The following is a 24,132-nucleotide window of genomic DNA, read 5'->3' as shown; positions in this document are numbered from 1 at the left end:
TAATGTGAAGTTACACATATCTAGATCCCCCTAAATCCCCCTTTTTAAGGGGGACTTTGATATGTTTTTCTGGTTCCTCCCTTTATAAGGGGGGCTAGGGGGGATCGAATTCTATGCAGCTTTATAAAAAATTGGTATTAGCTGTAGATGTTCAACCAGAAATGTTGGAAATTATTGAGTTATTCAAAAAAGAGAAAAATATCACCAATATTGAGCCTGTTTTAGCCACTTTTACTGACCCTAATTTACCATCTGAAAGTATCGATTTAGCTTTGATGTTAGATGCTTATCATGAACTTGAGTATCCCCAAGAAGTGATGCAAGGAATTGTGAAAGCACTTAAACCAGGTGGGAAGGTAGTGCTGGTTGAGTATCAGGGTGAAAATCCTTTTATTATGATTAAACGTCTGCACAAAATGACTCAAAAACAAGTCCGTAAAGAAATGCAAGCTGTTGGTTTGGTTTGGCGAGAAACTAAAAACTTGTTACCTCAACAGCATTTAATGGTGTTTAAGAAACCCGATACTAATTCGTAATTAAGGTGTCAAGCGATAATAAAGTAAGACTCCTTGCTAGAGCAGAAAATCATGGTCAACTTATCATTCAAGCAGCGAATTCCTTATTTAGAAAATGGCGATCGCCTTACTCGCTATGAATTTGAGCGACGCTATCAAGCAATGCCCCGTCATCAAAAGGCAGAATTAATTGAAGGAGTTGTATACTTGGCATCCCCATTACGCTTTGAAAGTCATGCTGAACCACATGGCCATCTTATCGGTTGGTTGTGGACTTACCAAATTGCCACTCCTGGTGTGAGATTAGGAATTGAGCCAACAGTCCGCTTAGATCGAGACAATGAACCGCAACCAGATGGAGTGTTATTAATCACACCAACATCCCAAGGACAATCTCGTTTGAGCGATGATGATTACATCGAAGGTGCGCCAGAACTGGTAATAGAGATAGCAGCTAGCAGCGTTGCTATTGATTTACATGACAAGAAAAAAGTTTATGGTCGTAATGGAGTCAAAGAATATATTGTTTGGCAAATATTTGAAAACAAATTAGATTGGTTTAGCCTGCAACAAGGAGAATATATATCCTTAGAAGTGGACGCAGATGGAATTATCAAAAGTCAAGTGTTTCCTGGTTTGTGGTTGTCAATATCCGATTTAATTGCTGGCAATATGCAGCAAGTATTGGCTGTATTACAGTTGGGATTAAATTCACTAGAACATCAAATATTTATGCAGCAGTTGTCTGATGAAGGAAGATAGTTAGTCAAAATACATCCGTCTGAATAGTTAAAGAATCAGGGAAACATTTAATGACTATTTTGGCATCAGTCTATTTTTTGAGGAATGAGACTGGCGCTTTTGGTTGCACTATCCCAAACAATCCAGTTAAGAGAATTATCTAAATCATCGGGGCTGTTTGCAACTTTGAAATATAGCTTTTCTTCACGTTTTCTTTCAATAGCAAAGTCGGCATTTTGAGCATAAGAGACTATAAAACCTTTGTCTCGTAAACAATACATCGCCCAGGCTTTCAATGATTGCTTGTATGGTTCGTGTGGAATTGGTGGTTTTGTAATTGTGTCTTCAATTACTTTAAATATTTCCGTGAGTTTGGCGGTCATAGTAGATACTTTTGTTATTACCCTTAAGTTAACTAGCTTCTGGATCGCAACGAATTTCAATCATAAAGCCATCTGGATCGTAAAAATACACTCCTCTACCAGTAGGACGAGTGACTGGGCCATGTGCGATCGCTATTTTATTTTCTCTAATTACTGTCACCGCGCGATCGAATAACTGCAGATCGATGTCAAAGGCTAGATGGTAAGCCCTAGTGAAGGTCTTTTCGGGGTCTGGATTTGGTGGCGATAATTCTGGTTCTCCAAATAAATCTAGAATTGTACCATCAGGAGTGATGAAGTTGGCTACTTTCCCAGATGCGACTAGTTCCACTAGGGTTGCGGGTACTTCGTCACCTGTGAGTTCGTGTAAACCCAGGATTGTGCCATAAAAATAGCGCGAGGCTTGCATATCCTTGACGTTGAGAGCAATGTGATGTACTCTACGCAGACTTCCTGGTGCAATAACACTGTTTAGAGATTGGGTGCTAGATAGCATAATTAACAAAATCTCAATACTTAGATAGAAGTTGAACTTTTTTTGAAAGTTTACTATTCCTAATAAAAATCTATCATGGCTTTTAACTATTCTTTAGACTTTAAAAATCTTGATTTTCGCCAACATCCTGAACTCTATCGCGTTGGCAAGGGTGAACAGGGTGTACTTTTGGTTGAACCATACAAATCAGAAATTCTTCCTTACTGGCGGTTCAAAACTCCTGATATTGCTAGAGAGTCGAGTGAGAAAATTTACGAGCTTTTTCTTGATTATTTAGAGAAAAATGATTTTGTGGGAGCCGATATGGCACGGAAATTTATCCAAATGGGTTATACTCGCTCCCGCCGTTATGCTAATCATAAAAGCGGTAGGAAGTATAAACAAAATTCGGAAGATTCAGGTTCTAAAAAAGAGATTCTTCCCTATGAAGTAGATCCAGTGAAAGCCGAGTCAGCAGCAATATTTAAAGCTAAGTGGGTAGAAGCAAAGACAAACGAGAAATATCAAGAGCTTTTAGCCAAACATAAGCAGATGTATGAAGTAGATTAGTGACTTTCGTAGGGTGCGTTAGCAAAGTAACGCACCTTACCAAACAGCTAATGAGTCTTTTATACTCGTGAACGAGTCTTTTATACTCGTGAATGAGTCTAGAGGACTGATTGCAGAAACTTTTTACATTCTCGCCAATTAATTTAAGATTAACGCGATCGCATTTCCCCACTTAGCGATCCAATACTAATCATAGTTGCCTAAGAAGATGTTTGAAAAGTGCCGTATAGCATATTAAATTTTGACATTCCCCCCCAACTCCCCTTAGAAAGCAAAAGATTATATGTTTCCAGGTAAATAGGAAAGGTAACTAAGATTATTAAATTTTTTGTTGAACTGTTCAAAAGTCTTATCGCCGATATTCGTCGCCGCAATCGCCGATTAGCTGGTACAAATCGCGTGATTGGCGAGATACTGCATTGATGCGATCGCGATCGTCTTCATCTAAACTAAAACTAAATACTTTGGCGTTATCTTCTATATGTTCAGATACTCCAAGTCTGGCACCAACTATCACACCGCCCACAGTTGGTCGATCTAAAATGTAACGCACTGCCACGTTAGAAATACTTACCCCATGCTTATTAGCAATTTCCTTCAAGATAGCCAGCAACTCTTGAAATAATCGCCAACCACCCCAAGCATCGATCGTATTTTTATATTTTTTCAAACTAGCAGTAGAAAGATCAAATCCTCGCGGTTCCGGTTTACCTAAATAGTTTTCTGATAACAAACCGCCGCACAGTGTACCGTAAGTAAAAAGCTTTATATCATGCTGCTGACAAAACTCCACCATATTAACTTCAGGACGGCGGTCAACTAGGGAAAATTGCACTTGGTTAGAAACAATTTTGATACCTGCTTCAGTAATAAGCTTCAAGTTTTCCGTGTCAAAATTAGTTAAACCTAAATGCTTAATTTTACCCTCAGTCTGAAGCTCTGCCATATATTTGAGGGCATCCAGGTAATTTTTATCCTGATATTCCCACCAGTGGAATTGCATCAAATCTAACGATTGCACATTCATCCTTCTCAAGGAAATATCAATATTTTCCTCGACGATTTTTTTTGTCATTTTGCCTGGACGAGGTACCCATTTCGTAAAAGCTTGTACTTGAGATAAAGCATCTTTCCCACGAGTATCAATTAGTTGGCAACGAAACTCACCAATAAAGTCTTCCGCAGGGCCATAATGATCTGCTAAATCCCAAGTAGTAAAACCTGCATCTAAATATTTGAACATAGTCTCAATAGCGGCTTGGGGATTGATCTGCCCGTGTGCGCCGGAGACTTGCCACATCCCATTTAATATGCGGCAGATGTTCAAATCGGGGGTAAATTGGAGACGACTAGCTGCGGGTAAGTTCATTTTCAATTTATGAGTGAGGAGTTATAAGTTAGGAGTTAAGAGTTAGGAGTGAGAAGAGTTAATAATTAGTGAGTTGACAAGGGGGTTTTACAGCCTTTTTAACTGTTCTACTTTATTATGAATGATTTAAGACTGCCAGAGCTAATAACAGCTAAAGTCTTAACTTCTAACTTCCAACTCCCAACTCCTAACTTTTTAACGCCAGCCTTTTTCAGCTTGTTCGAGAACGTAAGCAGCAACGTCTTGAATTTGCTGTTCGGTAAGATGCTCTTTGTAGGCTGACATATTATTTTTACCATTGGTAACTATAGATGTAACTGCCTCTATTGAATCCATGCCATACTTTTTCAAGGCTTGTTTTTTGAGATTTTTACCTCGCCTGATGATATTGCTACCGTTGATATGACAACCAGCACAATGAACGCTAAATATTTGTTCGCCGTTAACTGTGTCTGCTGCCCTAACAGGCAAAGTAAAAGTACTGATTAATAACAAAAAAGTTACTAATACTAATGTCAGTAGTTTTTTCAATTAATTTCTCCAGATTTGAACATATTAGTTGTAGACATAAGTATCAAAACCAATACTAAAGGGATTCAAAGTCAGTTGTAAATCCAGTAAAATTTGCACAATCTTCTTGAAAAGCTTCGGCATCGCTCACATGTTCAATTTTATAAGACATGATGCGCGTCCCATTTGGCATTTTTTTTGAACTAATTAATTCACCTTGATATTTCGCTGCGATCGCTTTAAAATCAACACCATAGATTTTCCAGGCATCATCCGAACAAGTAATATTTACTTGCCACATATTTTACTTCCAATTACTACCACTAAATATTCATCATCTCACAAATGGGCAACATCTTACACATCACCTCTTTGGGACTACAATTTTATATCTAAAGGAAGTACCAAGCCAGTTTTGGCTACGCCATAATATGGATGTAGGAACATTAAGAGAAAATATTATCCCAACTAGTTAAATTCTCCGAGTTGAAAATGCCTAACAATATCAAACAACAAATTCAAGCCGACCTGCAACAAGCAAAAGAAACTGGACAATTAAGAACTGAGCGGATTCGAGAAATAGTAAAATCCGCAGTTTCTCAAGTAGCTTCTGAGTTTAAACAAGGTTCTACTGAAGTTCGTAGCATTGTGAAAGATGCTGTTTCTGCTGTAATTGAAAACTTCCAAGAAAAAGGCAGCGAACTCAAAGATGAAGTGGCAGCTTCCATTGAAGGAGCGCTGGAAGGAATTAATAGCAAAAGACACGAAGACATTGCTAAAACTCAAACAGATATTAAGCGGCTACAGGCTCAATTGGATGGTGAAGAAGAACAACTCCAACAAGAGGTTGATGTAATTCTGGCAGAAATTGAAGAGACGGGTAAGGAAAAACCTGCCAGCACCAAAACTGCGATTGATTCTGCTGTCAATGCTATTAAAGATAGTGAAGAAGTCGGATTGTTAAAGAAACGTTACGCGCAACTTCAAGCGCAACTAGCCATTGTCCGAGCTAATATGGCTGCACGCTATGGTGGGCGGAATATGGAAGTTCAAGATTATCTAGACGAGGCGAAACACTGGTATGATAAAGCTCGTCCCCAAGCAGAATCGATGGCTGTACAGGTAGAACAGAAGCGATCGCAGCTAGAAGAGCAATTAGGTGAAGCTGGTACATCTTTAGCCAGAAAAGAGCGCCAAATAAAACAAACGTTGAGGCAGTTACTCTTAACGGCGGCTGATTTGTTCAAAGATAAGCAACCTGCTGATAAAGAACGCGAGACTATTCATAAATAAGCTGTTTTAGCGTTTAATTGACTTCTAAAAGTAGGGTAGGAAATTCTTACCCTACTTTTGTTGAAAAATTAATTAAAAACCCTCACTTTAAATTCCTCTCCCAAGCTTGGGAAAGGGATTTTGAAAACTTTGAAATTAGCTCTCCTTCTCCCAATTTGGGAGAAGGGGTTGGAGGATGAGGGCTTTAATATTGCGTATTAGTAAATACGACCTTCTCGATTAAGTTGTTCGTCATGCTTGGCTATAACCCAAATTGCATGAATACTACCAGGAAGCCAACCTAAAACAGTAAGCAAAATGTTAATCAACAGGGTGGGGCCAACTCCAACTGTCAAGAAAACACCTAAAGGAGGAACTAACAAACCTAGAAGAAAACGAACTAATTTCATGATTTTACAACTTTGTGATTTTGTTTAATTACATTCATTTGAGGATGCCGAATTAGGAAATCCACCTTCGGAGATTTTATGTAGGTGAGAAACGTGATTTAACTGGCGTTTCTATTCGTTCTAAACTTATCTAGAAGAAGGTAATTCAGCTTGATTTTTTACATCACCACTGCTGGTTAAAAGGTTTCTTTCAACAAAGTAGTTGTTAATAAAGGTGTTCGCAAAAGTTAAAATTACTGGCCCAAGCAGGAAACCAATAATTCCGTGAACTCCGAACCCAGGAACTAGCACTGCTGCTAACCAGAAACATAAACCGTTGACGACGAGGGAAAATGCTCCAAATGAGAGAAAGTTAAGTGGTAAAGAAAGACCAGACAAAACTGGTTTAACTGAACCGTTAATTAGACCAATTACTACAGCAGCAATTATAGCGGCGGGGAAATTAGCAATATTAACGCCTGGAACAACGATATCAACAATCAACAAGCTCAAAGCTGTAGCTAGCGCGGTTAAAAATGGAGTCAACATTGTTTTTACCTAATAACTAGAGATTTTTTTTGCGACTTCTTATATCATCTTTAACTATTTGCTAGGGTTTCACCTCCCTTGCAAGATAGAATTTCTTTCTACCATTAGGCCTATCGTTGAGAAAAATATAGCGGTTTTAAATACATTTTGTGGGCGCATCTGTACGCCTATACATTAGACATAGGAGTAAAGACATAGCAGTACTACCTCTCTATAAGGATTGTGGATAACACATATTAATTTCTGAAGATGTTTAACATATTGCAATGTTTTGAAGGGTGCGTTAAACAAACTTAACACACCCTAGAAATTTAAGATTAATTTAATGTCACAAGGCAAAAATCACTCAGGTTTTCCCGACTCAGGCTTATAGTAAAGGGCTGATTTATATAAGACTTGTTCTTGATGGGTTTCTAAAGTGCAATCAGACAAAGGGTAAGTTACACAAGTAACAACATAACCAGCCTGTATTTCACTTGGACGCAGAAATTTTTGCTCGCTTTGATCGATTTCACCACTAATAAGTTTAGCAATACACGCAGAACATTCGCCTTGTTTACACCCAGATGGTAAGCGGATACCAGCTTCTTCCGCCATATCTAGAATATATTGATCGTCTGGTACTGGAATGGTGCGATCTAATCCAAGTGTAGGATTGATAAATCGAACTTGATAAACTGCCATCTGCTGTTTCTAATTATTGTTTAACTGCTTTCATCGACAAACTAATCCGTTTGAGTTTCTCGTTGATTTCTAACACCTGCACTTTCACTACTTGTCCAACTTTGACAATTTTATTGGGATCGTCTACAAATCTATCAGCAAGTTGGGATATATGCACCAAGCCATCTTGATGTACGCCGATATCGACAAAAGCACCGAAGTTGGCGACGTTCGTCACGATTCCCTCTAGTTCCATTCCCACCTTTAAGTCCCTGATTTCGTTAATTCCTTCTTTGAAAGTGGCATACTTAAACTCAGCCCGAGGATCTCTACCTGGTTTTTCGAGTTCGTTGAGAATGTCGCGCAGTGTGGGTTCGCCGACGCTATCGGTAACGTATTTCTTCAAATTGGTCTTTTTGAGTTTTTCGGCAATTTGTGTTACCTGATTTAATGGCACATTTAGATCGGATGCGATCGCTTCTACTACAGAATAACTCTCTGGATGCACTGCTGTATTATCCAAAGGGTTATCACCGCCGCGAATCCGCAGAAAACCCGCTGCTTGTTCAAATGCTTTTGGCCCCAACTTCGGAACTTTCAACAGTTGTCGGCGATTTTTAAAGGCTCCATGCTGGTTGCGATGAGCGACAATATTATTGGCAACTGTTGCCGTAATCCCAGAGACGGAAGTTAAAAGTTCTTTGGATGCAGTGTTTAAGTCTACGCCGACGTAGTTAACGCAGCTTTCTACAGTGTCATCCAATTTCTTTTTCAACAATTTCTGATCGACATCGTGCTGATATTGTCCCACACCAATAGATTTGGGATCGATTTTCACTAGTTCTGCTAAGGGGTCTTGCAAACGGCGGCCAATACTAATTGCACCGCGCACGGTAACATCTAAATCGGGAAACTCTTCTAGCGCTACAGTACTTGCAGAATATATAGATGCGCCAGATTCATTCACCATCACCTTAACTGGTTTGCGTTCTATATTTTGCAATACTTGCGTGACAAATTCCTCTGTCTCGCGGGACGCTGTACCGTTACCAATGGCGATTAACTCAATCTTGTATTTTTCAATTAAATTTTTGACAGTTTGTGCAGCTTTGAGTCGCTGTTCAGCCGCTTGGTGAGGAAAAACCGCTTGGTATTCCAAAAATTTTCCCGTTTGGTCGAGGACAGCAACTTTACACCCAGTTCTAAAACCAGGGTCTATCGCCAGGGTTGGTTTCATCCCTGCTGGTGCAGATAGCAGCAACTCCCGCAGATTAGTTTCAAATGTCTTAATTGATTCTATGTCTGCATAAACTTTTTTCTCAGCAATAACCTCTCCCATAAGAGAGATTTTCATCAAGCGGTTGAATGCATCTTTCAGCATCGCCTGATAAAAATCTCGAATTGTCCGGACTTTGGTTTTGATCTCTTTCGACTCAAGATAGTAAAGTACCGCATCTTCATCGAAAGCAATTTCAAAGCTTAATATTTTTTCAGTTTCACCCCGACACAACGCCAGCATATTGTGTGGTGCAATATTTTTTACCTTAATTTGATAGTTACGGTACATCTCAAATTTGGTTGCACCTTCGGGATAATCATCTTTGATGCGGGAGACAAATACCCCTTCTTCTAAAAGATAATCGCGGATATATGCGCGTAACTCAGCTTTTTCAGCTACTTCTTCTGCCAAAATATCAGCAGCACCTTTGAGTGCTTCTTCTGCTGTTTTTACTCCCTGCGCCTCCGAAATATACTTAGCCGCTTCTGACTCCAAGGATGCAATTGCAGCATTTTTGATATTTAACGACTTGATGAACTCTGCTAGTGGTTCGAGTCCTTTTTCTCTGGCGATAGTGGCGCGGGTGCGGCGCTTTGGGCGATAGGGTAGATATAAATCCTCAAGTTCGGTTTTTTGTAAGCAGGATGAGATTTTGGCTTTGAGTTCATCTGTAAGTTTACCTTGTTGGGCAATCGCACTTAAAATAACCGATTTTCGTTCTTCCAGTTCTGTTAAATAAGTATAGCGATCGGCCAGTTCGCGTAGTTGCACTTCATTCATCTCATCGGTGCGTTCTTTGCGGTAACGTGCAATAAAGGGAATTGTTGCACCCTCCGCCAAAAGTTCCAGCGCGTTTTGCACCTGATGGGATTTGAGGTTGATTTCAGTTGCCAGTATTTGAGGAATGTTCAGCATTAGGTGTCTAAAATGAAAATGCTACTTCTAAAGGTAATATGCTAGATCCTTATCCTGGCGCAAGTCCAAAGTTTTAAGCTAATTTACCAGATGATTGTTCGCAAGAGTGTAATTGGCCAAATAGACAAAACCCAGCTACGCAAGTTTTATAACCCTTCCAATTTGCGTAGATGAATGAGAATTTGTCTAGCACAACCCAGCTTGGCTAAGTCACGAGAAGGACAAAAGTAGCATCACCCACAGGAATTGTCTGTTACTAAACACCACGCAATCTCGCGTAGCATCTCGTACCAAATTTTAAATCTTGCTACGCACACTCGAACACAGAATAAGAGTTGTCAAGCTTTTGGCGCTTCATCTATTGCAATAATTATTCCAATTGGCATAAAATACAACTTTGCATAATCTTGATTTTCTATAATATTTATTTCGCTCGACTGTTGTAGCCAAAACCTTATTGGATGTAAGATTAACCACACTTCCAAAAAATTTGTTCTAAAAACACTACAACCTTTAGTTCAGAGGTTAGTAAAATGCTTTTGTTTTTCTTGATACCACTATGTACTGCTTTAGCTACAGGCTACTTGTTCAAAAATAGTACTGATGAAATAGCATATCTTGCAGGTGTATTCGCAGCGATTAGCTTGATCTTAAGTTTAATATTAGCACCTTGGCAAATTCAGTTTGGATTCTTAATCATTGTCTTCGTCATTACCAACAGACTTTTGCAAAACAATGAGTCCAAACAATAGGAAAACAACCTAGAGAAACCTCTATTCAACCAAGAGAACTTAACGTTGTTTTTCTTTATACCATTATGTACTATTTGAGCTACTACCTGGTTGTTCAAAAAGAGTGCCAATGAAATTACCTACTTTGCAGCGATTAGCTTGATTTTATCTCAAGCATTAATATCTTGGCAGATTCAGTTTGGATTGGTAATCATTATTACCAACAGAATTTGATGAGGATAATCAGTCAAAATAATAAAGCCTCTACCCAGCCAAGGAAAATTGGCAGACTACTAACTCTATCTGAAGTATGTAGATTTAGATGAATTTTTTTGTGAATAGAGAAAAAATAATTCAAACTCTCGATTGTCATCTAAAAATTCAGCTTGTAATTTAATGTAGCTTGGTGTAATACTATCAACGCAAGAAGTAATCTTGTTCAAGTTTCAATTTCCCTTGGGTCAACTATAAGGTTTGCAACGATCGAGTTTAATACTAACTCTTTACCTATACAAGTTTAGTACTATAAATTACTTCATAAATGTACAAATTATCCAGGCAAAAATTAATAAGAGAGCAAGATTTTTATTTTATGAAGTTTTTGTTTAATTGTATTTGTCAGTAAATAAATTTTTGATAAAGTATCGCGATAAATTTGCAACATACCTTTCTCATGGTATTCTAGTAAGTAATTACATGTAACAATAAATTTGGAGGAAAAAGCCTATTTAAATAAAATCACGTGGAAAAGTCAAGCGAAATTAATGCTAGATGATGTAGAAATATCTCAAATTCAATGCAAGCAATCTCAATTTAAAGTTAGATTAGCCAACTCTAGTTTGCATTAGTTGTTTTGTAAAAAAGCTCCGTTTGGACATCCAGTAAAATTTCCCATAAATCTGTAAAGCGTATTACTGTAGTGTAGATTGATTTATCTCTCTATTGATTTACGCAGCCAGTCAGACTTGTATTACTTCTTGTGTTCCCATGCCCAAAAAGAGCACGTATACATACTCGATTTGAGTAAAAACCATTACTTTTATAAATCGGCTTAATTGCCAGCCGAGATTACAGATATGTCTGTGAGCCGGGATAAATTTTATGATATGTCAGTACATTAATCAACTTTTTTGGAGCAAATAGAGAATATTTCTCGATCCAGCTAAGTTTTATAGCTTGAGAATATCAATGGTATCTTCAAAAGATTTCTACAGCAGGATACAACTGATAGAAAGTTAAGAATGGATTAATCAAAAATTATGGTAATCCATTTTGATTTAGGTGCATCTGTTGAATATGTGGGTGGAATCAAAGTTCAACATCAGCGATGTTTACGACTGGCTACACCTACGCACACTGCAAATTTTGTGTATGTATAGAGAGTTTATGACAAACTTCTCAACTTTCTCTATGTCTGCATCCACTATTAGATTATCGCGATCGCGCTAAAAATAGTGTCAGAGCAAACCTGGGTAGCACAGAAAATATGTGTAACTTACAGTTAGGCAAACTCTAAATTGATTGTGCCAATTGTCAAGCAATAAACTGGTTTGGTTGGGAATATAATCCAGTCAAACAATTAAACCTGCTTTACTACCAATCATATCGAACGCTACCATCATAGAGCAACCATCCTAGAATATTACATAGGATTTAGTGTTTAACTCTAGGGTATGAGCTTCAAAGATCGTTTTGATATCAGTCACTTCAACATAGCCTTCTTAATTTTTTGTCTATTTACTGAAGTGGAGATCGAATTGTAGAGAAGTGTTGCCGAGATATGAAACGTTTAGAACGACTGATTTTTTACTATCCGGTTCATACCTACTATATTTATTAAGGCAAAGTACTATGAAATCCATATCGCAAAGTTCAAACTTTAAAATAATCCCTTATATTATTTTATTTGTAAGTATTTTACTTAGTATCTGTGGACAACTGCTAATGAAAAATGCCATGATTTATACAAATGAGGGAGTATTTACTTGGGATTTTCTTCAAAAATTATCATTAGCTATTACTGTCTACTGTTTAGGAATAGTAAATTGGATATTGGCTCTGCGATTTGTAAAATTAAGTATTGCCTATCCATTGACGAGTTTAAATTATGTTGGAATACTTTTCGGCTCATATTACTTTTTTAATGAGGTGATTACGCTAACTCGAATAGTAGGAGTCATCACTATATTCTTGGGTGTTCTTTTAGTAGTTAACCCCATAAAAAAGCTCAAATTTAGATAATTACTTAAAAAATTAAAAATGAGTATTTTTACTTGGCTAAATTTAATGCTTGTTGTTTTGTTTGGAACAACTGCTCAACTCTCACTCAAGTATGGACTTTACATCTCTAACTCTCATAAAGGAGAAAGCGGCTCTCTCAAAAATCTCTTATTATCTCGTTATTTTTTAATTTGGTTTATCTGCTATGCATTTATGACTATATTGTGGCTTTATGTATTGCGGACAATTCCTTTAAGTCAAGCCTTTCCAGTTTTAGGATTAATGTATGCATTTGTACCCATTGCTTCTCACTATCTTTTAAAAGAAGAAGTTGTTTTTAGCCAATGGTTAGGGATTTCCGTTATTATAACTGGCGTAATTCTAGTCGTACATTAATCTTTTATGATTCAGATTATTAATATTAACAGTTTTTGAACATCATCCTCTAAAACATTTTCACAAAATCTAAATTTAATTTATGAATATAGGTATCGTTGGCGGAGGCATCACTGGGCTAGTATTAGCTCAACGTCTTTCACATCAAGGACATAAAATCACTGTTTTTGATAGTAATAAGCAGCTTGGTGGACTTACTACCTATCATGATTACGGATTATTTACCTGGGATCGCTTTTATCACGTCATCCTACCTTCTGATACTCACTTAATAAATTTTATCAGAGATATTGGTCTTGGAGATAAACTGCATTGGCATAGAAGCTTAACAGGCTTTTATGACAATAGAAAGTTTTATTCTATTAGTAACACTATAGAATTTCTGCGTTTTCCTCTATTTGGACTTCTAGATAAAATCAGATTAGCTTTTACTCTCCTATATGGTTCGCGCCTGAATAACTGGCGGCGCTTAGAGAAGATTTTAGTGGAAGATTGGCTATTGAAACTCGGTGGTAAAAACACATACGAAAAACTCTGGAAACCTTTGCTTTTATCCAAATTAGGAGACAACTATAAGCGAATATCAGCAGTTTTTATTTGGGCTTATATCAAACGACTATTTTCAGCGCGCGATTCTTCATTAAATAAAGAACAACTCGGTTATGTCTCAGGCGGTTATAAAACTGTTTTTGACCATATAGAAAAATTAATTTATGCGGCTGGAGGTCATATCCACAAAGGTGTTGCGGTTGAATATATCGCACCTCATCCAGGGGGTGGAATGTGGGTAGAATATCAGGGTAAAAAAGAGCATTTTGATAAAGTCATCTTTACTGGACCAGTTAATATCTTGCAACAGGTTGCTGCGAGGGAACTGGTGAAAGTTGCAGACACTACTGAAACAGTAGAATACCTGGGTGTAATCTGTATGGTACTGATTACTCGTAAGCCTCTAATTCCTTATTACGTAGTGAATATTGCTGATAAAAATATTCCTTTTACCGGAGTTATCGGTATGAGTAATTTAGTTTCTTTACAAGAGACAGCAGGGTATCACATGACATTCCTACCAAAATATATCCTTTCCACTGACTTGTTGTTAAAACGACCAGATGACGAATTACGTCCAATATTTTTCCAAGGTATACGTTTAATGTTCCCCGAACTCAAAGCCGATGACATTGTAGCGGCACATATTAATCGAGCGATTAAAGTACAGCCACTACAAGTTTTAAATTATTCCAGCCTTGTTCCCAAAGTGAGTACTGAAAACGATGATTTTTTCGTTGTCAATACCTCACAGCTGGTCAATGATAGCGTCAATAACAACGCAGTAGTTCGACAAGTCGATGAATTTCTCAAAAAATCACCATTACTGAATTCTTGAAATTTGAGTAATCACATTTTCATTGAAAAATCATACGAGGTTTTTATGAGTCTTTTTGTTCTTTTACCCGCATATAACGAGCAAGAATCTATTCGCCCCTTGTTCAAAAAGTTTCAAACATTGCAGCAAATCTTTAATATAGAGATAGAACTGATTCTTGTCGATGATGGCAGTAGCGATAGAACTGCTCAGACTGCAATAGATGAATCTCAATCACTAGGTATATTACTAAAATTAGTCCAACATCCCAAAAATGCTGGTTTAGGTCAAGCAATTAAAACAGGTTTTACGACTTTCTTGGAAATTTCTAAAGAAGGTGATTTCTTAGCTGCGATGGATTGCGATAATACTCAACCACCAGAGCTATTAATAAAAATGTATGACACTATGATAGCTGGTAGCTATGATATTGCGATCGCATCTAGATATCGAAAAGGTTCTAAAGTCATAGGCTTATCAAAATTTAGAGAGCTGCTGAGTTACGGAGCCAGCTGGCTTTTCAGAATTGCCGCTCGTGTCCCAGGTGTAAAAGACTACACTTGTGGTTACAGACTGTATAACCGTACTTTCCTCAATAAACTGGACATATATTATGGCGACAATCTATTCACTGAAAGTGGATTTGCTTGCATGATAGATTTACTACTGAAAGCCAAAGCCCTCAAACCAAAAATCGTAGAAATTCCAATGGTTTTGAGATACGATCAAAAGCCGACTGCTAGCAAAATGAAAATTCTTAAAACTATTACTCGAACACTAAAGCTTTTGTTTAAGAATTTAGCATCAACACAGCCAACTTCCAATTTAGGTCAGACTTTCAAAGAGCAAGAAACAGTCAGAATTCCCCTGAAAATAGGAAATCGTAAATAAACCTGAGAAGAAGAATCTGGATTAAATTAAGTTAATCAGCAAACAAAATTGCATATTTAACATGAGTTAGTTGTCAAGAAGCTTCTATATTCTCGCCATAGATGGAATTTATTCTATTTGACGCTAACTCCCTTCGGTGAGAAGAGTAGCAGATAAATATATAAGTGTATTTCATTTTACACTTAAACCCTTAGCGGAGCTTTCTTGGCTCCGCTTTTAAATTCTGACTTCTGAATTCTTCAAATAGTCCTAAATTGCTAGTCTGTAGCCTGATTGACCAAGGTGTTGCTGAAGAGGAGGGAAATCCACACATTTTTCTGGCAACTGTGGCTTTTGCTCATTTGTTAGACTGAACACACTAGGATTTTTCAGTCAAATCTCTGAACTACGCCAGCAGACGAGGCTACTCATGCTTACAAGTACGCTACTTCTCTCGAATCAACTTCCCACTCTCCAATATTCCTCCACACCAGAGCGTTTCGATGAAACCTGGGAAGCCCCCCTGGCTACCCTTCTGGGACTAGGACGCGCCGCTGGTGCTGACTTCATCGAATTATTTTTAGAGCGTCGCAACTATATTAGTTCTCTTGCAGAAGATGACGCAATCACGAGTATTTCACCCAGTCTGTCTACAGGCGCGGGAGTCAGGGTATTTCGCGGCAAAGCTGACTGCTACGTGAGCACTAATGACCTTTCGTTTTCTGGTTTGAAAGCGGCCTTAGAAAAAGGTCTTTCTATCTTGGGATTACAACTACCCAGTGCTAAAGCTTTCATCCCAGAAATTAACCTGGAATTACTTAGGGATTACGCCACCAAAAGAGGTAAAGATGCATGGCTACCGATGTGTAGCTCCATCCGAGAAATGGGAGAAATCCTCCTAGATGGTACAGCCCACCTGAAGCAAAAAGCTAGCCACGTCCAATCGCGCCGTGCTAGCTATTTCCGGGATTGGCAAGAAGTTTTAATCGCTGCTAGTGACGGGACTTTTGCGCGTGATATTCGCCTTACCCAGTCAGTAGGATTTAACTTATTGTGTGCTGATGGTGCTAATCGTACCTCAATTGGCGATCGCGCAGGTAACACTAGTGATGCCAACTTCTTGAGAACCTGGGATTCTCAACAAGCCGCCGAAAAAATAGCAGAATCGGCTGGAAAAATGCTCTACGCAGATTACGTGGAATCGGGTACTTATCCAATTATTATGGCCAATCACTTTGGCGGCGTAATTTTCCACGAAGCTTGCGGACACCTGCTCGAAACCACTCAAATTGAACGCAATACCACTCCCTTTGCTGACAAAAAAGGCGAAAAAATTGCCCACGAAAGCTTGACAGCCTGGGATGAAGGGCGCTCTGAAAATGCCTTCGGAACAATTGACATGGATGACGAAGGGATGCCGGCTCAAAGAACCCTCTTAATTGAAAAAGGCGTTCTGAAAAACTTCTTAGCAGATAGAACAGGTTCCTCGCGCACCGGACACCCCAGAACTGGAAGTGGACGCCGCCAAAATTATACCTATGCCGCTGCTAGCCGGATGCGTAATACTTATATTGATTCTGGCGAATATAGCAATGATGAATTATTTGCCTCCGTTGATAAAGGTATTTACTGTAAAAAGATGGGTGGTGGTAGCGTTGGTGCTACAGGTCAATTTAACTTTAGTGTTGATGAAGCTTATTTAATTGAAAATGGCAAAATCACCAAACCACTCAAAGGAGCAATTCTCATCGGTGAAGCCAAGGAAATTATGAATAAAATTTCCATGTGTTCTCAAGATTTGGAAATTGCACCAGGCTTTTGTGGCTCGGTCAGTGGCAGTATTTACACCACAGTCGGACAACCTCATATCAAGGTTGATTCTATTACTGTAGGGGGACGATAAGAATTTTAGATTTTAGATTTTGGATTTTGGATTGTGAATGAGCAGGAGTTTAAGCCTAGAACAAAGCAGCTGGCATTACGAGTCATCGGTCTAAAAATATAAGTCATAACATCCAAAATCCAAACTTTAATATCAGAAATGAAATCGTTTCCAATCCAAAATCTCAAATCCAAAATCCAAAATTGACTATGCCGAATATCAATGAGATTGCAAATTCTGCTAAGGATAATGCTGATAAACTTGGCATTAAAAAATTTGACATTTATGGCTCAACAGTAGATGATACTAGCGTGCAAGTAGACCAAGGTGAGCCGAAACAAGTCAAAGCTTCAAACCGCTCTGGTGTTACTGTTCGTGTTTGGAATGAAGATAATACAATGGGTGTGACCAGCACCACAGATGTAGACCCCAAGGGACTGGAATTAGCTTTGAAAACTGCCTACGAAGCCAGTTTCTTTGGTGTTAAAGAGAATGTTCCTGATTTTAGTCCAGAGGCTACTGTTCCGATTCCAAGTAAACCCCTGCATAAAGCACCTCAAGCACCTGTTGCTGAACTTATAGAAAAATTGTTGGTAGCTGAAAAAGAATTACTAGCAGCTCATCCAGCAATTAAAGGTGTACCTTATAATGGTTTGTCTCAAAGAGATATTGACAGATTTTATCTCAATAGCGACGGTGCAGTAAGAACTGAATCTCACTCTTTGGCATCAGTTTATCTTTATAGCAAAACTGAGGAAGATGGCAAAAAACCTCGCAGTGCAGGCGCTTTTAGAATCAACCAAAGTTTAGATAAACTAGATATTAATGGTTGCATTAAAGAAACTGCCGATAAAACTATCAGTCACTTGAATTATGAAAAAATCAAAACTGGTAAATATCGAGTTGTTTTTTCTGCGGAAGCTTTCTTAAGTCTGTTGGGCGCTTTTTCTAACCTGTTCAATGCCCAAAGTATTTTAGACAATCAAAGTCTATCTACGCCTGATGATTTAGGTAAGGAAATTGCTTCTCCTCTACTTTCAGTTTATGATGATGCACTGCACCCAGCTAACGTTGGTGCCGAAAGTTTTGATGGCGAAGGAACACCCACTCGTCAAATTTCGTTGATTGAAAATGGCGTTTTAACAGGATTTCTCCATAGTGCTGGCACCGCCAAAAGGTTAAATGCCCAGCCAACGGGTAATGCTAGTATTGGTGCAAAAGTCAGCGTTAGTCCCAATTTTTATCACGTGTTTTCAACAGCAACTCCTGAACAAGAGTTGAGCTTAGAAACTGCTGAAAATGTGATTTTTATTGATGATTTACAAGCTCTCCATGCTGGAGTTAAATCTTTGCAAGGTTCCTTTTCTTTGCCGTTTGATGGTTGGCTAATTAATCAGGGTGTGAGGACGAGTATTGAGTCAGCAACTGTTGCTGGCGATTTCTTGGAACTCTTAAAGTCAATTATTTATGTAGAAAAAGAGCCAGAGTTAACGCCAGGTGGAGTTTGCCCGAAAATTTGGGTTAATGAACTATCGATTACTGGCGAATAAAACTTAGGAAGTGGAGAGTTAAGAGTTAAACTCTTAACTCTTAACTTGGAAAGCATGACCGATCATTAGTATTCACCACCAATGCTAATGGCAGTATTAAATACATCAGCGCCGCTTAAATCAATACCAGCTAAAACAGCACCATCTACATCACTATTATATAAACGGGAATTACTCAAATTCACGTTGGTAAGATTGGCATTATTTAAGATCGTATCGCTGACGAATGCTTCTGTGAGATTAGCAGACTTTAAATTAGCACCGGTTAAATCTGCACCTTCTAAGTTAGCACCTTCGAGATTAGCTCCTTTTAAATTTGCATTTCTCAAGTCAACACCGATTAGATGAGCGCCTTTGAGGTTAGCTCCTACTAGATTGCATCCAGAACATTCTCTAGTTTCCAACAAGCGGCGGACAGGGCCGGAATTTTCTGCTTTGACGGGAATGGGAGCAGCTAAAGATAGCGTGCTGAGTAAGGCTGCTGCCGTCAAAAAAATTCGTTTCATAATTTACCTCGGACACTTCTAGAAGTCGTTGAATCCCGATCTTCTACGATACCAGTGTGCCAAGATTAGAGAATTTTGTCCTCATGCGATCGGAGGAATATATAAGTTCGATGAGACTAGGTATTCTTCCGTTAGGTAGTCCGATGGGAGTAAATTTCAAACTGAAATTATATTAAGCTTTGCCGCTACCTAATAGGTACAACAATGCCATCCGAACAGCGACACCGCTGGTAACTTGTGATTGAATGAGACTAAATTCTGGGTCATCCATCAATTCAGAACTAATTTCAACACCACGGTTGACTGGGCCTGGATGCAAAACTTTGACATTCGGTTTACAAAGTTGCAGTTTTGTGCGTGTAATGCCAAACAGTTGGTGATATTCTCGCAAACTTGGCAGCAAATGAGCCGTCATCCGTTCCTTTTGCAGACGTAAAGTCATGACAAAATCTGCATTCTGCAAAGCTGGTTCTAGCTGCCAATGTAGAAATAGTTGGGGATTGGGAGAATAATTTCTGTCTTCTACTTCCTCCGAGATAAACTCGGCAAAGAATTTAGGTAAGAGGGTTGGCGGTGCTGCCAGATGCACTTCGGCACCACTAGCAATTAAACTCCAAATATTCGATCGCGCCACACGAGAATGGAGAATATCCCCAACAATAGCAATCTTTTTCCCCTTTAAAAGTTCCAGTCGGGGGCGGTCTGGGTCAATTAGAGTAGTTATGGTAAATAAATCTAGCAGTGCTTGAGAAGGATGTTCGTGTTGACCATCACCAGCATTCAGGACGCTAACTCGGACACTGAGACGATCCATTTCAGCCGCGATCGCATTTGGTACTCCTGCTTCTCGATGGCGGACTACCATAATATCAGTTCCCATCGCCAAATAGGTTTTCGCTGTGTCGAGAATTGTTTCTCCCTTGGTCATAGAAGATGTGGCGGCAGCGAAGTTCAGCGTATCCGCACTTAAACGTTTGGCTGCTAGTTCAAAACTGCTGCGAGTTCGGGTAGACGATTCAAAAAATAAATTCGCCACCACTTGTCCCTGCAAAGTTGGCACTTTCTTTGTCCGCCGTGATAGCACTTCTTGAAAACTGGCAGCAGTTTGCAAAACTGTATCGTATTCGGCGGTAGTAAAGTCAGCTAGGGAAAGAATGTGATGACGATTCCAGGTAGTAGTAGGCATATTTGGGGACTGGGGGCTGGGGACTGGGGATTGGGGACTGGGGACTGGGGACTGGGGGCTGGGGACTGGGGACTGGGGATTGGGGATTGGGGATTGGGGACTGGGGGAGATGATGGAGACAAGAGGACAAGAGAACAAGGGGACAAGGGGACAAGGGGGAATTATTGAACAAGTCTCCCCCCTCTTCCTTGTCTACCTTATCTCTTCATATTTGGGGACTGGGGGAGATGATGGAGACAAGGGGACAAGGGGGACAAGGGGGACAAGGAGGACAAGGGGGAATTATTGAACAAGTCTCCCCCCTCTTCCTTGTCTACCTTGTCTCTTCTCCATGCCCAATCCCCAATCCCCAGTCCCCAATCCCCAATCCCCAATCCCTTCAAGTTGGTAAATGGAAAACGTTTAAAGCTAGAGAAATTAAGCTGAGGAACGTTAAAAACCCAATTGTATCTAGCATTGTAGTCACTAATGGGCCACTGACCAAAGCAGGATCGAGCTTCAGCCGTGTCAAACCCATTGGCAGTAAAGTGCCGAGTGTAACAGCCACAATTGTATTAGTTGCCATTACCATTCCGGCAATTAAAGCCACCCATCGCTCTTGAGGCCGCGCCCAAATCAAGGAAAGCAGGATCATCGTTGTGGCTAAAGCAAGAGCTGTACCTAAACCAGCTAGAAGTTCCTTGCGGAGAATTTTTAAGGTATCTTTGGGTGTTACTTCTCCCACTCCCAAGCCACGAATTGTTACCGTTAATGATTGAATACCGACAGTACCACCAGTGTTAGAAAATATCGGCATGATTACTGCTAGAACTGGCACTGCGGCAATTACAGATTGAAAAGGCGCGATCGCACTGGCTGCACCAATATACAGAGCCATGATCCCCAACAGCCAAGGTAAGCGATTGCGAATGGTGAGTAAGGGAGAGGATAAAGCAGCTTCATCACCACTCACACCCGCCAGTTTTTGGATATCTTCTGTGGCTTCTTCTTCCAAAATATCCATGACATCATCAATGGTGACAATGCCCACCAATCGGTCTTCTCGGTCAACCACGGGGATCGCGATTAAGTCGTAGCGCTGCATAATTCGCGCTACTTCTTCTTGAGGGGTTTCGGTTCTAACTTTAATGACGCGATCGCTAGCAATATCTTTAATGAAAACATCGGGAAAAGTAAACAGCAATTGCCGCAGTGAAACTACTCTCACCAGCGTCCGGTTATCATCTGTGACGTAGGCGTAATAAATCGTCTCCTTGTCTTCATCCTGACGGCGGATTTTGCTCAGAGCTTCACCTACAGTTAATCCTTGGCGCAAGCGGACATATTCGGTTGTCATCACGCGCCCAGCCGTACCTTCTGCATAGCCGAGAATCGTTGCTGTTGCTTGCCTTTCTTCTAGACTGAGTTGTTGTAATAACCGTTTGATTACTCCAGCCGGTAGTTCATCAAACAATTCTGCCCGTTCGTCGGGACTCATCGCTTCTACAAGTTGTACTACCTGGACATCATGCAGAGAATTAATTAGTTCTTCCTGCACCTCTGTCGGCAGATATTCAAATACATCAATTGCCTGAGCTTTGTTGAGTAAACGAAATGCGATCGCCCGTTGTTGTTCGGGCAATTGTGTAATGTAGTCTCCCACATCCACAGGTTGCAAGCGATTTAAATCCCATTTCAACTGGTTTAAATCGGTAGTATCAGTCAACAAATCACGAATATCTTCTGTGAGCATGATATATATCTCCTAAGTCTCCCCCGCGCTGGGAGACTTCCTCACCACAGCTCAGAGGAGGTTGATACTGCCATCTTGTGGACTATGGTCCATAAAATTTCAACAAATCAATATCGATAGCTAAATTAAAGCATTGCTAGTCATCATCCTAACCCGTAACAGCGCTCTCCGGTAGATACAGAGAAAATTTTATATCTTTAGTAGTTTTATCTGCATTTTTGAGCTTGCTGCCCTGATTTTTGAGGAATTATTCCCTAATCAGAGTAAGTTTTTCCACTGATATAATCTGTGAAAACTGGCGATCGCGAATAAATAACCATACGATGGCTAAAAAAAGGGGAGTTGTCTCTAAACAAGTCATTAGAAAACTTCTGCTCATTAACAAATGTTTGAGGTTCAGTAATCTAAATTGAGATACTCTTACTTGAGTGTCGTTAACTAATTACTAAATCATAAATAGCTTCTAGCTTTGCAGTTTGCTTGCGAATATCAAAATTTTCGCAAATAAACTCTCGTCCTTTTTTACCCATACTTTTAGCTAAAGCCCGATCGGACAAAAGAATATCTAATTTTTCTGCGAGAGAGCGATCGTCTTTTTCATCAACTAAAAAGCCAGTTTCTCCATCTAAAATAGCATCAGGGATAGCGCTATGCCAGGTAGAAGCTATTGGTAAACCAGAAGCGGCGGCTTCCAATATTGAAAGCGGTAAACCTTCGCTATCACCGTTTTTTGCTGTTTGACTGGGTAGAGAAAATATTTCTGCATTTCTCATAGTTTTTTGAATCACTTCATAAGGTTTTGCCCCCATAAAGTTGACTCTATTACTAATACCAAGCTCATCTGCTAGACTTTTAAATTTTTCAGTCATTGTGCCATTTCCAATTTGGATAACTGACACATCTGGATGTTTATTGGCAATCCGGGCAAAGGCTTTTAATAGGGTATCAATTCCTTTTTTTTCAGTATGTCTGCCTACACATAAAATATATCTTTCATCTTTTGATTCACTGGCTGGAGCAAATTTATCTAAATCTATACCACTATTTAGTTTAATAATTTTATCTTCAGGATAACCATATTCAATCATCTTTTTATACAAAAAACTAGAAAAAGCGATAAATTTAGATGCTTTTTGTTTTAATTCTTCTTCATGCAAAAGAAATTGATAAAATGCTGGATTACCGGACAGCCACATAGAGTGACGTGAAACTGTGATATCAAAACCGTAAAATGTAACGATGAAAGGAATATTTAATTTCTCTGCCAATCGCATTGCATAAATACCATCTGGCCCAAAATGTCCGTGAATTAATTTTAGATTTTTTAGTTCAGCTTCTTTGCCAAACATATTTGGTGAAGCAGAAATTATATGAAATAATTGCTTAATCTTCCATTGGTCATTATTACTAATAGCAATATTGTCAAAAGGAATATCTTCTAAGAGTTTACAAGTCAGAAATAACGGTTTGTATGTTTGTAAATTATGGGCTTGTTCTCCGATAAAAGTTTCTGATACTCTCGGATAAGCTCGACGATACATTCCAACTGTTTTCATTGTGTTACTCCTATTTATTTAAGATTAATATTTATTTTTCCAAAAAACAAACAATATATTAGGTAAAAAGCTTTTAAATTCTTTATATATTTACGCCCTTTATTCTATCTGCTGCTATTTTGGATAAAATAGTAATTACCTGATTGATTCAGAACAGCAATAACAATTGTTAGTTTTTTCCAGCTAATATCTAGATCGGGGCTTCAATTATTTATGTTAGTAAGTAAAATAATTATTCCTAAAACTATTATTTAGTAAATATCTTACAGTGTAATAAAGCAAACTAGGATATTTATTATGTAAACAAACTAATTAGTTTTTTATAACTTAAGCATTGCCAGAGAAGCTAAAATAGCAACTATGGTTTTCAAGGCTTTTAGGTAGAGTTTTGCAATGGGTGCGGTAAATGCTCGCCTACGCAACTAATAAAATATGGTTTGTAAAAGGCTGAACCGATGTCTAGATGTGAATGCACAAGATGATTTATTTGTACAGTGCATAAGCCCT

At 38.9% G+C, this 24,132-nt stretch carries 23 protein-coding genes; 10 read left to right on the top strand and 13 right to left on the bottom strand.

The window, feature by feature from the left end; all coding sequences use genetic code 11:
• The first annotated feature begins 113 nt into the window (after positions 1-113).
• Both RMY32_RS05310 and RMY32_RS05305 read left to right on the top strand, forming a co-directional pair.
• A complete protein-coding gene (locus tag RMY32_RS05310) occupies positions 114-536 on the top strand; it encodes a class I SAM-dependent methyltransferase (RefSeq protein ID WP_322715330.1) in 423 nt (140 codons plus the stop codon).
• Positions 537-587: 51 nt separating this feature from the next.
• The gene (locus RMY32_RS05305) at positions 588-1,277 is read left to right on the top strand and encodes a Uma2 family endonuclease (protein ID WP_322715329.1); all 690 of its coding nucleotides are present in this window, start codon (positions 588-590) and stop codon (positions 1,275-1,277) included.
• 65 nt (positions 1,278-1,342) lie between these two features.
• Here the strand turns inward: RMY32_RS05305 and RMY32_RS05300 are convergent, their stop codons facing one another.
• Positions 1,343-1,639, bottom strand: a complete 297-nt coding sequence (locus tag RMY32_RS05300; protein WP_322715327.1) for a hypothetical protein — start codon at positions 1,637-1,639, stop codon at positions 1,343-1,345.
• Positions 1,640-1,667: 28 nt separating this feature from the next.
• A complete protein-coding gene (locus RMY32_RS05295; RefSeq protein WP_322715326.1) occupies positions 1,668-2,135 on the bottom strand; it encodes a VOC family protein in 468 nt (155 codons plus the stop codon).
• 75 nt (positions 2,136-2,210) lie between these two features.
• On the opposite strand from RMY32_RS05295, the gene RMY32_RS05290 reads away from it, so the two are divergent.
• On the top strand, positions 2,211-2,684 hold the full coding sequence (locus tag RMY32_RS05290; RefSeq protein WP_322715324.1) for a DUF4385 domain-containing protein: 474 nt from the start codon (positions 2,211-2,213) through the stop codon (positions 2,682-2,684).
• A 349-nt stretch (positions 2,685-3,033) separates the two neighbouring features.
• Here the strand turns inward: RMY32_RS05290 and RMY32_RS05285 are convergent, their stop codons facing one another.
• The 3 genes from RMY32_RS05285 to RMY32_RS05275 form a co-directional block, all read right to left on the bottom strand.
• Positions 3,034-4,053: an aldo/keto reductase gene (locus RMY32_RS05285; protein ID WP_322715322.1), complete on the bottom strand. Its 1,020-nt coding sequence runs from the start codon at positions 4,051-4,053 to the stop codon at positions 3,034-3,036.
• Between the two features lie 195 nt (positions 4,054-4,248).
• Positions 4,249-4,584: a cytochrome c6 PetJ gene (gene petJ / locus RMY32_RS05280; protein ID WP_322715321.1), complete on the bottom strand. Its 336-nt coding sequence runs from the start codon at positions 4,582-4,584 to the stop codon at positions 4,249-4,251.
• A gap of 55 nt (positions 4,585-4,639) precedes the next feature.
• The gene (locus RMY32_RS05275; protein ID WP_322715320.1) at positions 4,640-4,864 is read right to left on the bottom strand and encodes a hypothetical protein; all 225 of its coding nucleotides are present in this window, start codon (positions 4,862-4,864) and stop codon (positions 4,640-4,642) included.
• Between the two features lie 191 nt (positions 4,865-5,055).
• Between RMY32_RS05275 and RMY32_RS05270 the strand changes: the two genes are divergently transcribed.
• Entirely contained in the window at positions 5,056-5,856 is an 801-nt protein-coding gene (locus tag RMY32_RS05270; protein WP_322695458.1) for a histidine kinase, read from the top strand.
• A 197-nt stretch (positions 5,857-6,053) separates the two neighbouring features.
• Here RMY32_RS05270 and RMY32_RS05265 read toward each other — a convergent pair whose 3' ends face one another.
• The 4 genes from RMY32_RS05265 to RMY32_RS05250 all read right to left on the bottom strand — a co-directional run bounded on the left by RMY32_RS05265 (position 6,054) and on the right by RMY32_RS05250 (position 9,630).
• Positions 6,054-6,245 carry a YqaE/Pmp3 family membrane protein gene (locus RMY32_RS05265; protein WP_322695459.1) on the bottom strand — a complete coding sequence of 64 codons (192 nt, stop codon included), beginning with the start codon at positions 6,243-6,245 and terminating at the stop codon, positions 6,054-6,056.
• Between the two features lie 126 nt (positions 6,246-6,371).
• Entirely contained in the window at positions 6,372-6,773 is a 402-nt protein-coding gene (locus tag RMY32_RS05260; protein WP_322695460.1) for a phage holin family protein, read from the bottom strand.
• Positions 6,774-7,115: 342 nt separating this feature from the next.
• A complete protein-coding gene (locus RMY32_RS05255; RefSeq protein WP_322669500.1) occupies positions 7,116-7,457 on the bottom strand; it encodes a 2Fe-2S iron-sulfur cluster-binding protein in 342 nt (113 codons plus the stop codon).
• Positions 7,458-7,470: 13 nt separating this feature from the next.
• A complete protein-coding gene (locus RMY32_RS05250; protein ID WP_322715318.1) occupies positions 7,471-9,630 on the bottom strand; it encodes a Tex family protein in 2,160 nt (719 codons plus the stop codon).
• A gap of 2,582 nt (positions 9,631-12,212) precedes the next feature.
• Between RMY32_RS05250 and RMY32_RS05245 the strand changes: the two genes are divergently transcribed.
• The 6 genes from RMY32_RS05245 to RMY32_RS05220 all read left to right on the top strand — a co-directional run bounded on the left by RMY32_RS05245 (position 12,213) and on the right by RMY32_RS05220 (position 18,645).
• On the top strand, positions 12,213-12,602 hold the full coding sequence (locus RMY32_RS05245) for an EamA family transporter (protein ID WP_409882287.1): 390 nt from the start codon (positions 12,213-12,215) through the stop codon (positions 12,600-12,602).
• Between the two features lie 18 nt (positions 12,603-12,620).
• Entirely contained in the window at positions 12,621-12,977 is a 357-nt protein-coding gene (locus RMY32_RS05240) for an EamA family transporter (protein ID WP_322715315.1), read from the top strand.
• Positions 12,978-13,059: 82 nt separating this feature from the next.
• Positions 13,060-14,364, top strand: a complete 1,305-nt coding sequence (locus RMY32_RS05235) for an NAD(P)/FAD-dependent oxidoreductase (RefSeq protein ID WP_322715314.1) — start codon at positions 13,060-13,062, stop codon at positions 14,362-14,364.
• Positions 14,365-14,409: 45 nt separating this feature from the next.
• Positions 14,410-15,234 (top strand): glycosyltransferase family 2 protein, encoded by an 825-nt coding sequence (locus RMY32_RS05230; RefSeq protein WP_409882284.1) that lies wholly within the window; start codon positions 14,410-14,412, stop codon positions 15,232-15,234.
• Positions 15,235-15,643: 409 nt separating this feature from the next.
• The gene (locus RMY32_RS05225; RefSeq protein WP_322715312.1) at positions 15,644-17,116 is read left to right on the top strand and encodes a TldD/PmbA family protein; all 1,473 of its coding nucleotides are present in this window, start codon (positions 15,644-15,646) and stop codon (positions 17,114-17,116) included.
• A 188-nt stretch (positions 17,117-17,304) separates the two neighbouring features.
• Positions 17,305-18,645 (top strand): TldD/PmbA family protein, encoded by a 1,341-nt coding sequence (locus tag RMY32_RS05220; RefSeq protein WP_322715311.1) that lies wholly within the window; start codon positions 17,305-17,307, stop codon positions 18,643-18,645.
• A gap of 65 nt (positions 18,646-18,710) precedes the next feature.
• Here the strand turns inward: RMY32_RS05220 and RMY32_RS05215 are convergent, their stop codons facing one another.
• The 4 genes from RMY32_RS05215 to RMY32_RS05200 all read right to left on the bottom strand — a co-directional run bounded on the left by RMY32_RS05215 (position 18,711) and on the right by RMY32_RS05200 (position 23,625).
• Entirely contained in the window at positions 18,711-19,151 is a 441-nt protein-coding gene (locus RMY32_RS05215; protein WP_322715310.1) for a pentapeptide repeat-containing protein, read from the bottom strand.
• Positions 19,152-19,323: 172 nt separating this feature from the next.
• Positions 19,324-20,337: an aspartate carbamoyltransferase catalytic subunit gene (locus RMY32_RS05210; RefSeq protein ID WP_322715309.1), complete on the bottom strand. Its 1,014-nt coding sequence runs from the start codon at positions 20,335-20,337 to the stop codon at positions 19,324-19,326.
• A 379-nt stretch (positions 20,338-20,716) separates the two neighbouring features.
• Entirely contained in the window at positions 20,717-22,069 is a 1,353-nt protein-coding gene (gene mgtE, locus RMY32_RS05205; protein ID WP_322715307.1) for a magnesium transporter, read from the bottom strand.
• 434 nt (positions 22,070-22,503) lie between these two features.
• The gene (locus RMY32_RS05200) at positions 22,504-23,625 is read right to left on the bottom strand and encodes a glycosyltransferase (RefSeq protein ID WP_322715305.1); all 1,122 of its coding nucleotides are present in this window, start codon (positions 23,623-23,625) and stop codon (positions 22,504-22,506) included.
• Positions 23,626-24,132 lie beyond the last annotated feature (507 nt).

It is taken from the genome of Nostoc sp. ChiSLP03a, assembly GCF_034531215.2.
In the GTDB taxonomy this organism is placed as follows: Bacteria; Cyanobacteriota; Cyanobacteriia; order Cyanobacteriales; family Nostocaceae; genus Nostoc.
Note: the sequence above shows the minus strand (reverse complement) of the source record. Positions and strands in the feature narration are given on the sequence as shown.

Excerpts from the sequence above, each read along its gene's own strand:
- RMY32_RS05230 (WP_409882284.1), top strand. The coding sequence starts at position 14,410 with ATGAGTCTTTTTGTTCTTTTACCCGCATATAACGAGCAAGAATCTATT.
- RMY32_RS05290 (WP_322715324.1), top strand. The coding sequence starts at position 2,211 with ATGGCTTTTAACTATTCTTTAGACTTTAAAAATCTTGATTTTCGCCAA.
- RMY32_RS05265 (WP_322695459.1), bottom strand. The coding sequence starts at position 6,245 with ATGAAATTAGTTCGTTTTCTTCTAGGTTTGTTAGTTCCTCCTTTAGGT.
- mgtE (WP_322715307.1), bottom strand. The coding sequence starts at position 22,069 with ATGCTCACAGAAGATATTCGTGATTTGTTGACTGATACTACCGATTTA.
- RMY32_RS05215 (WP_322715310.1), bottom strand. The coding sequence starts at position 19,151 with ATGAAACGAATTTTTTTGACGGCAGCAGCCTTACTCAGCACGCTATCT.
- RMY32_RS05270 (WP_322695458.1), top strand. The coding sequence starts at position 5,056 with ATGCCTAACAATATCAAACAACAAATTCAAGCCGACCTGCAACAAGCA.
- RMY32_RS05220 (WP_322715311.1), top strand. The coding sequence starts at position 17,305 with ATGCCGAATATCAATGAGATTGCAAATTCTGCTAAGGATAATGCTGAT.
- RMY32_RS05255 (WP_322669500.1), bottom strand. The coding sequence starts at position 7,457 with ATGGCAGTTTATCAAGTTCGATTTATCAATCCTACACTTGGATTAGAT.
- RMY32_RS05210 (WP_322715309.1), bottom strand. The coding sequence starts at position 20,337 with ATGCCTACTACTACCTGGAATCGTCATCACATTCTTTCCCTAGCTGAC.
- RMY32_RS05240 (WP_322715315.1), top strand. The coding sequence starts at position 12,621 with ATGAGTATTTTTACTTGGCTAAATTTAATGCTTGTTGTTTTGTTTGGA.
- RMY32_RS05310 (WP_322715330.1), top strand. The coding sequence starts at position 114 with ATGCAGCTTTATAAAAAATTGGTATTAGCTGTAGATGTTCAACCAGAA.
- RMY32_RS05285 (WP_322715322.1), bottom strand. The coding sequence starts at position 4,053 with ATGAACTTACCCGCAGCTAGTCGTCTCCAATTTACCCCCGATTTGAAC.
- RMY32_RS05225 (WP_322715312.1), top strand. The coding sequence starts at position 15,644 with ATGCTTACAAGTACGCTACTTCTCTCGAATCAACTTCCCACTCTCCAA.
- RMY32_RS05245 (WP_409882287.1), top strand. The coding sequence starts at position 12,213 with ATGAAATCCATATCGCAAAGTTCAAACTTTAAAATAATCCCTTATATT.
- RMY32_RS05200 (WP_322715305.1), bottom strand. The coding sequence starts at position 23,625 with ATGAAAACAGTTGGAATGTATCGTCGAGCTTATCCGAGAGTATCAGAA.
- RMY32_RS05235 (WP_322715314.1), top strand. The coding sequence starts at position 13,060 with ATGAATATAGGTATCGTTGGCGGAGGCATCACTGGGCTAGTATTAGCT.
- RMY32_RS05250 (WP_322715318.1), bottom strand. The coding sequence starts at position 9,630 with ATGCTGAACATTCCTCAAATACTGGCAACTGAAATCAACCTCAAATCC.
- RMY32_RS05275 (WP_322715320.1), bottom strand. The coding sequence starts at position 4,864 with ATGTGGCAAGTAAATATTACTTGTTCGGATGATGCCTGGAAAATCTAT.
- RMY32_RS05305 (WP_322715329.1), top strand. The coding sequence starts at position 588 with ATGGTCAACTTATCATTCAAGCAGCGAATTCCTTATTTAGAAAATGGC.
- RMY32_RS05300 (WP_322715327.1), bottom strand. The coding sequence starts at position 1,639 with ATGACCGCCAAACTCACGGAAATATTTAAAGTAATTGAAGACACAATT.
- RMY32_RS05295 (WP_322715326.1), bottom strand. The coding sequence starts at position 2,135 with ATGCTATCTAGCACCCAATCTCTAAACAGTGTTATTGCACCAGGAAGT.
- RMY32_RS05260 (WP_322695460.1), bottom strand. The coding sequence starts at position 6,773 with ATGTTGACTCCATTTTTAACCGCGCTAGCTACAGCTTTGAGCTTGTTG.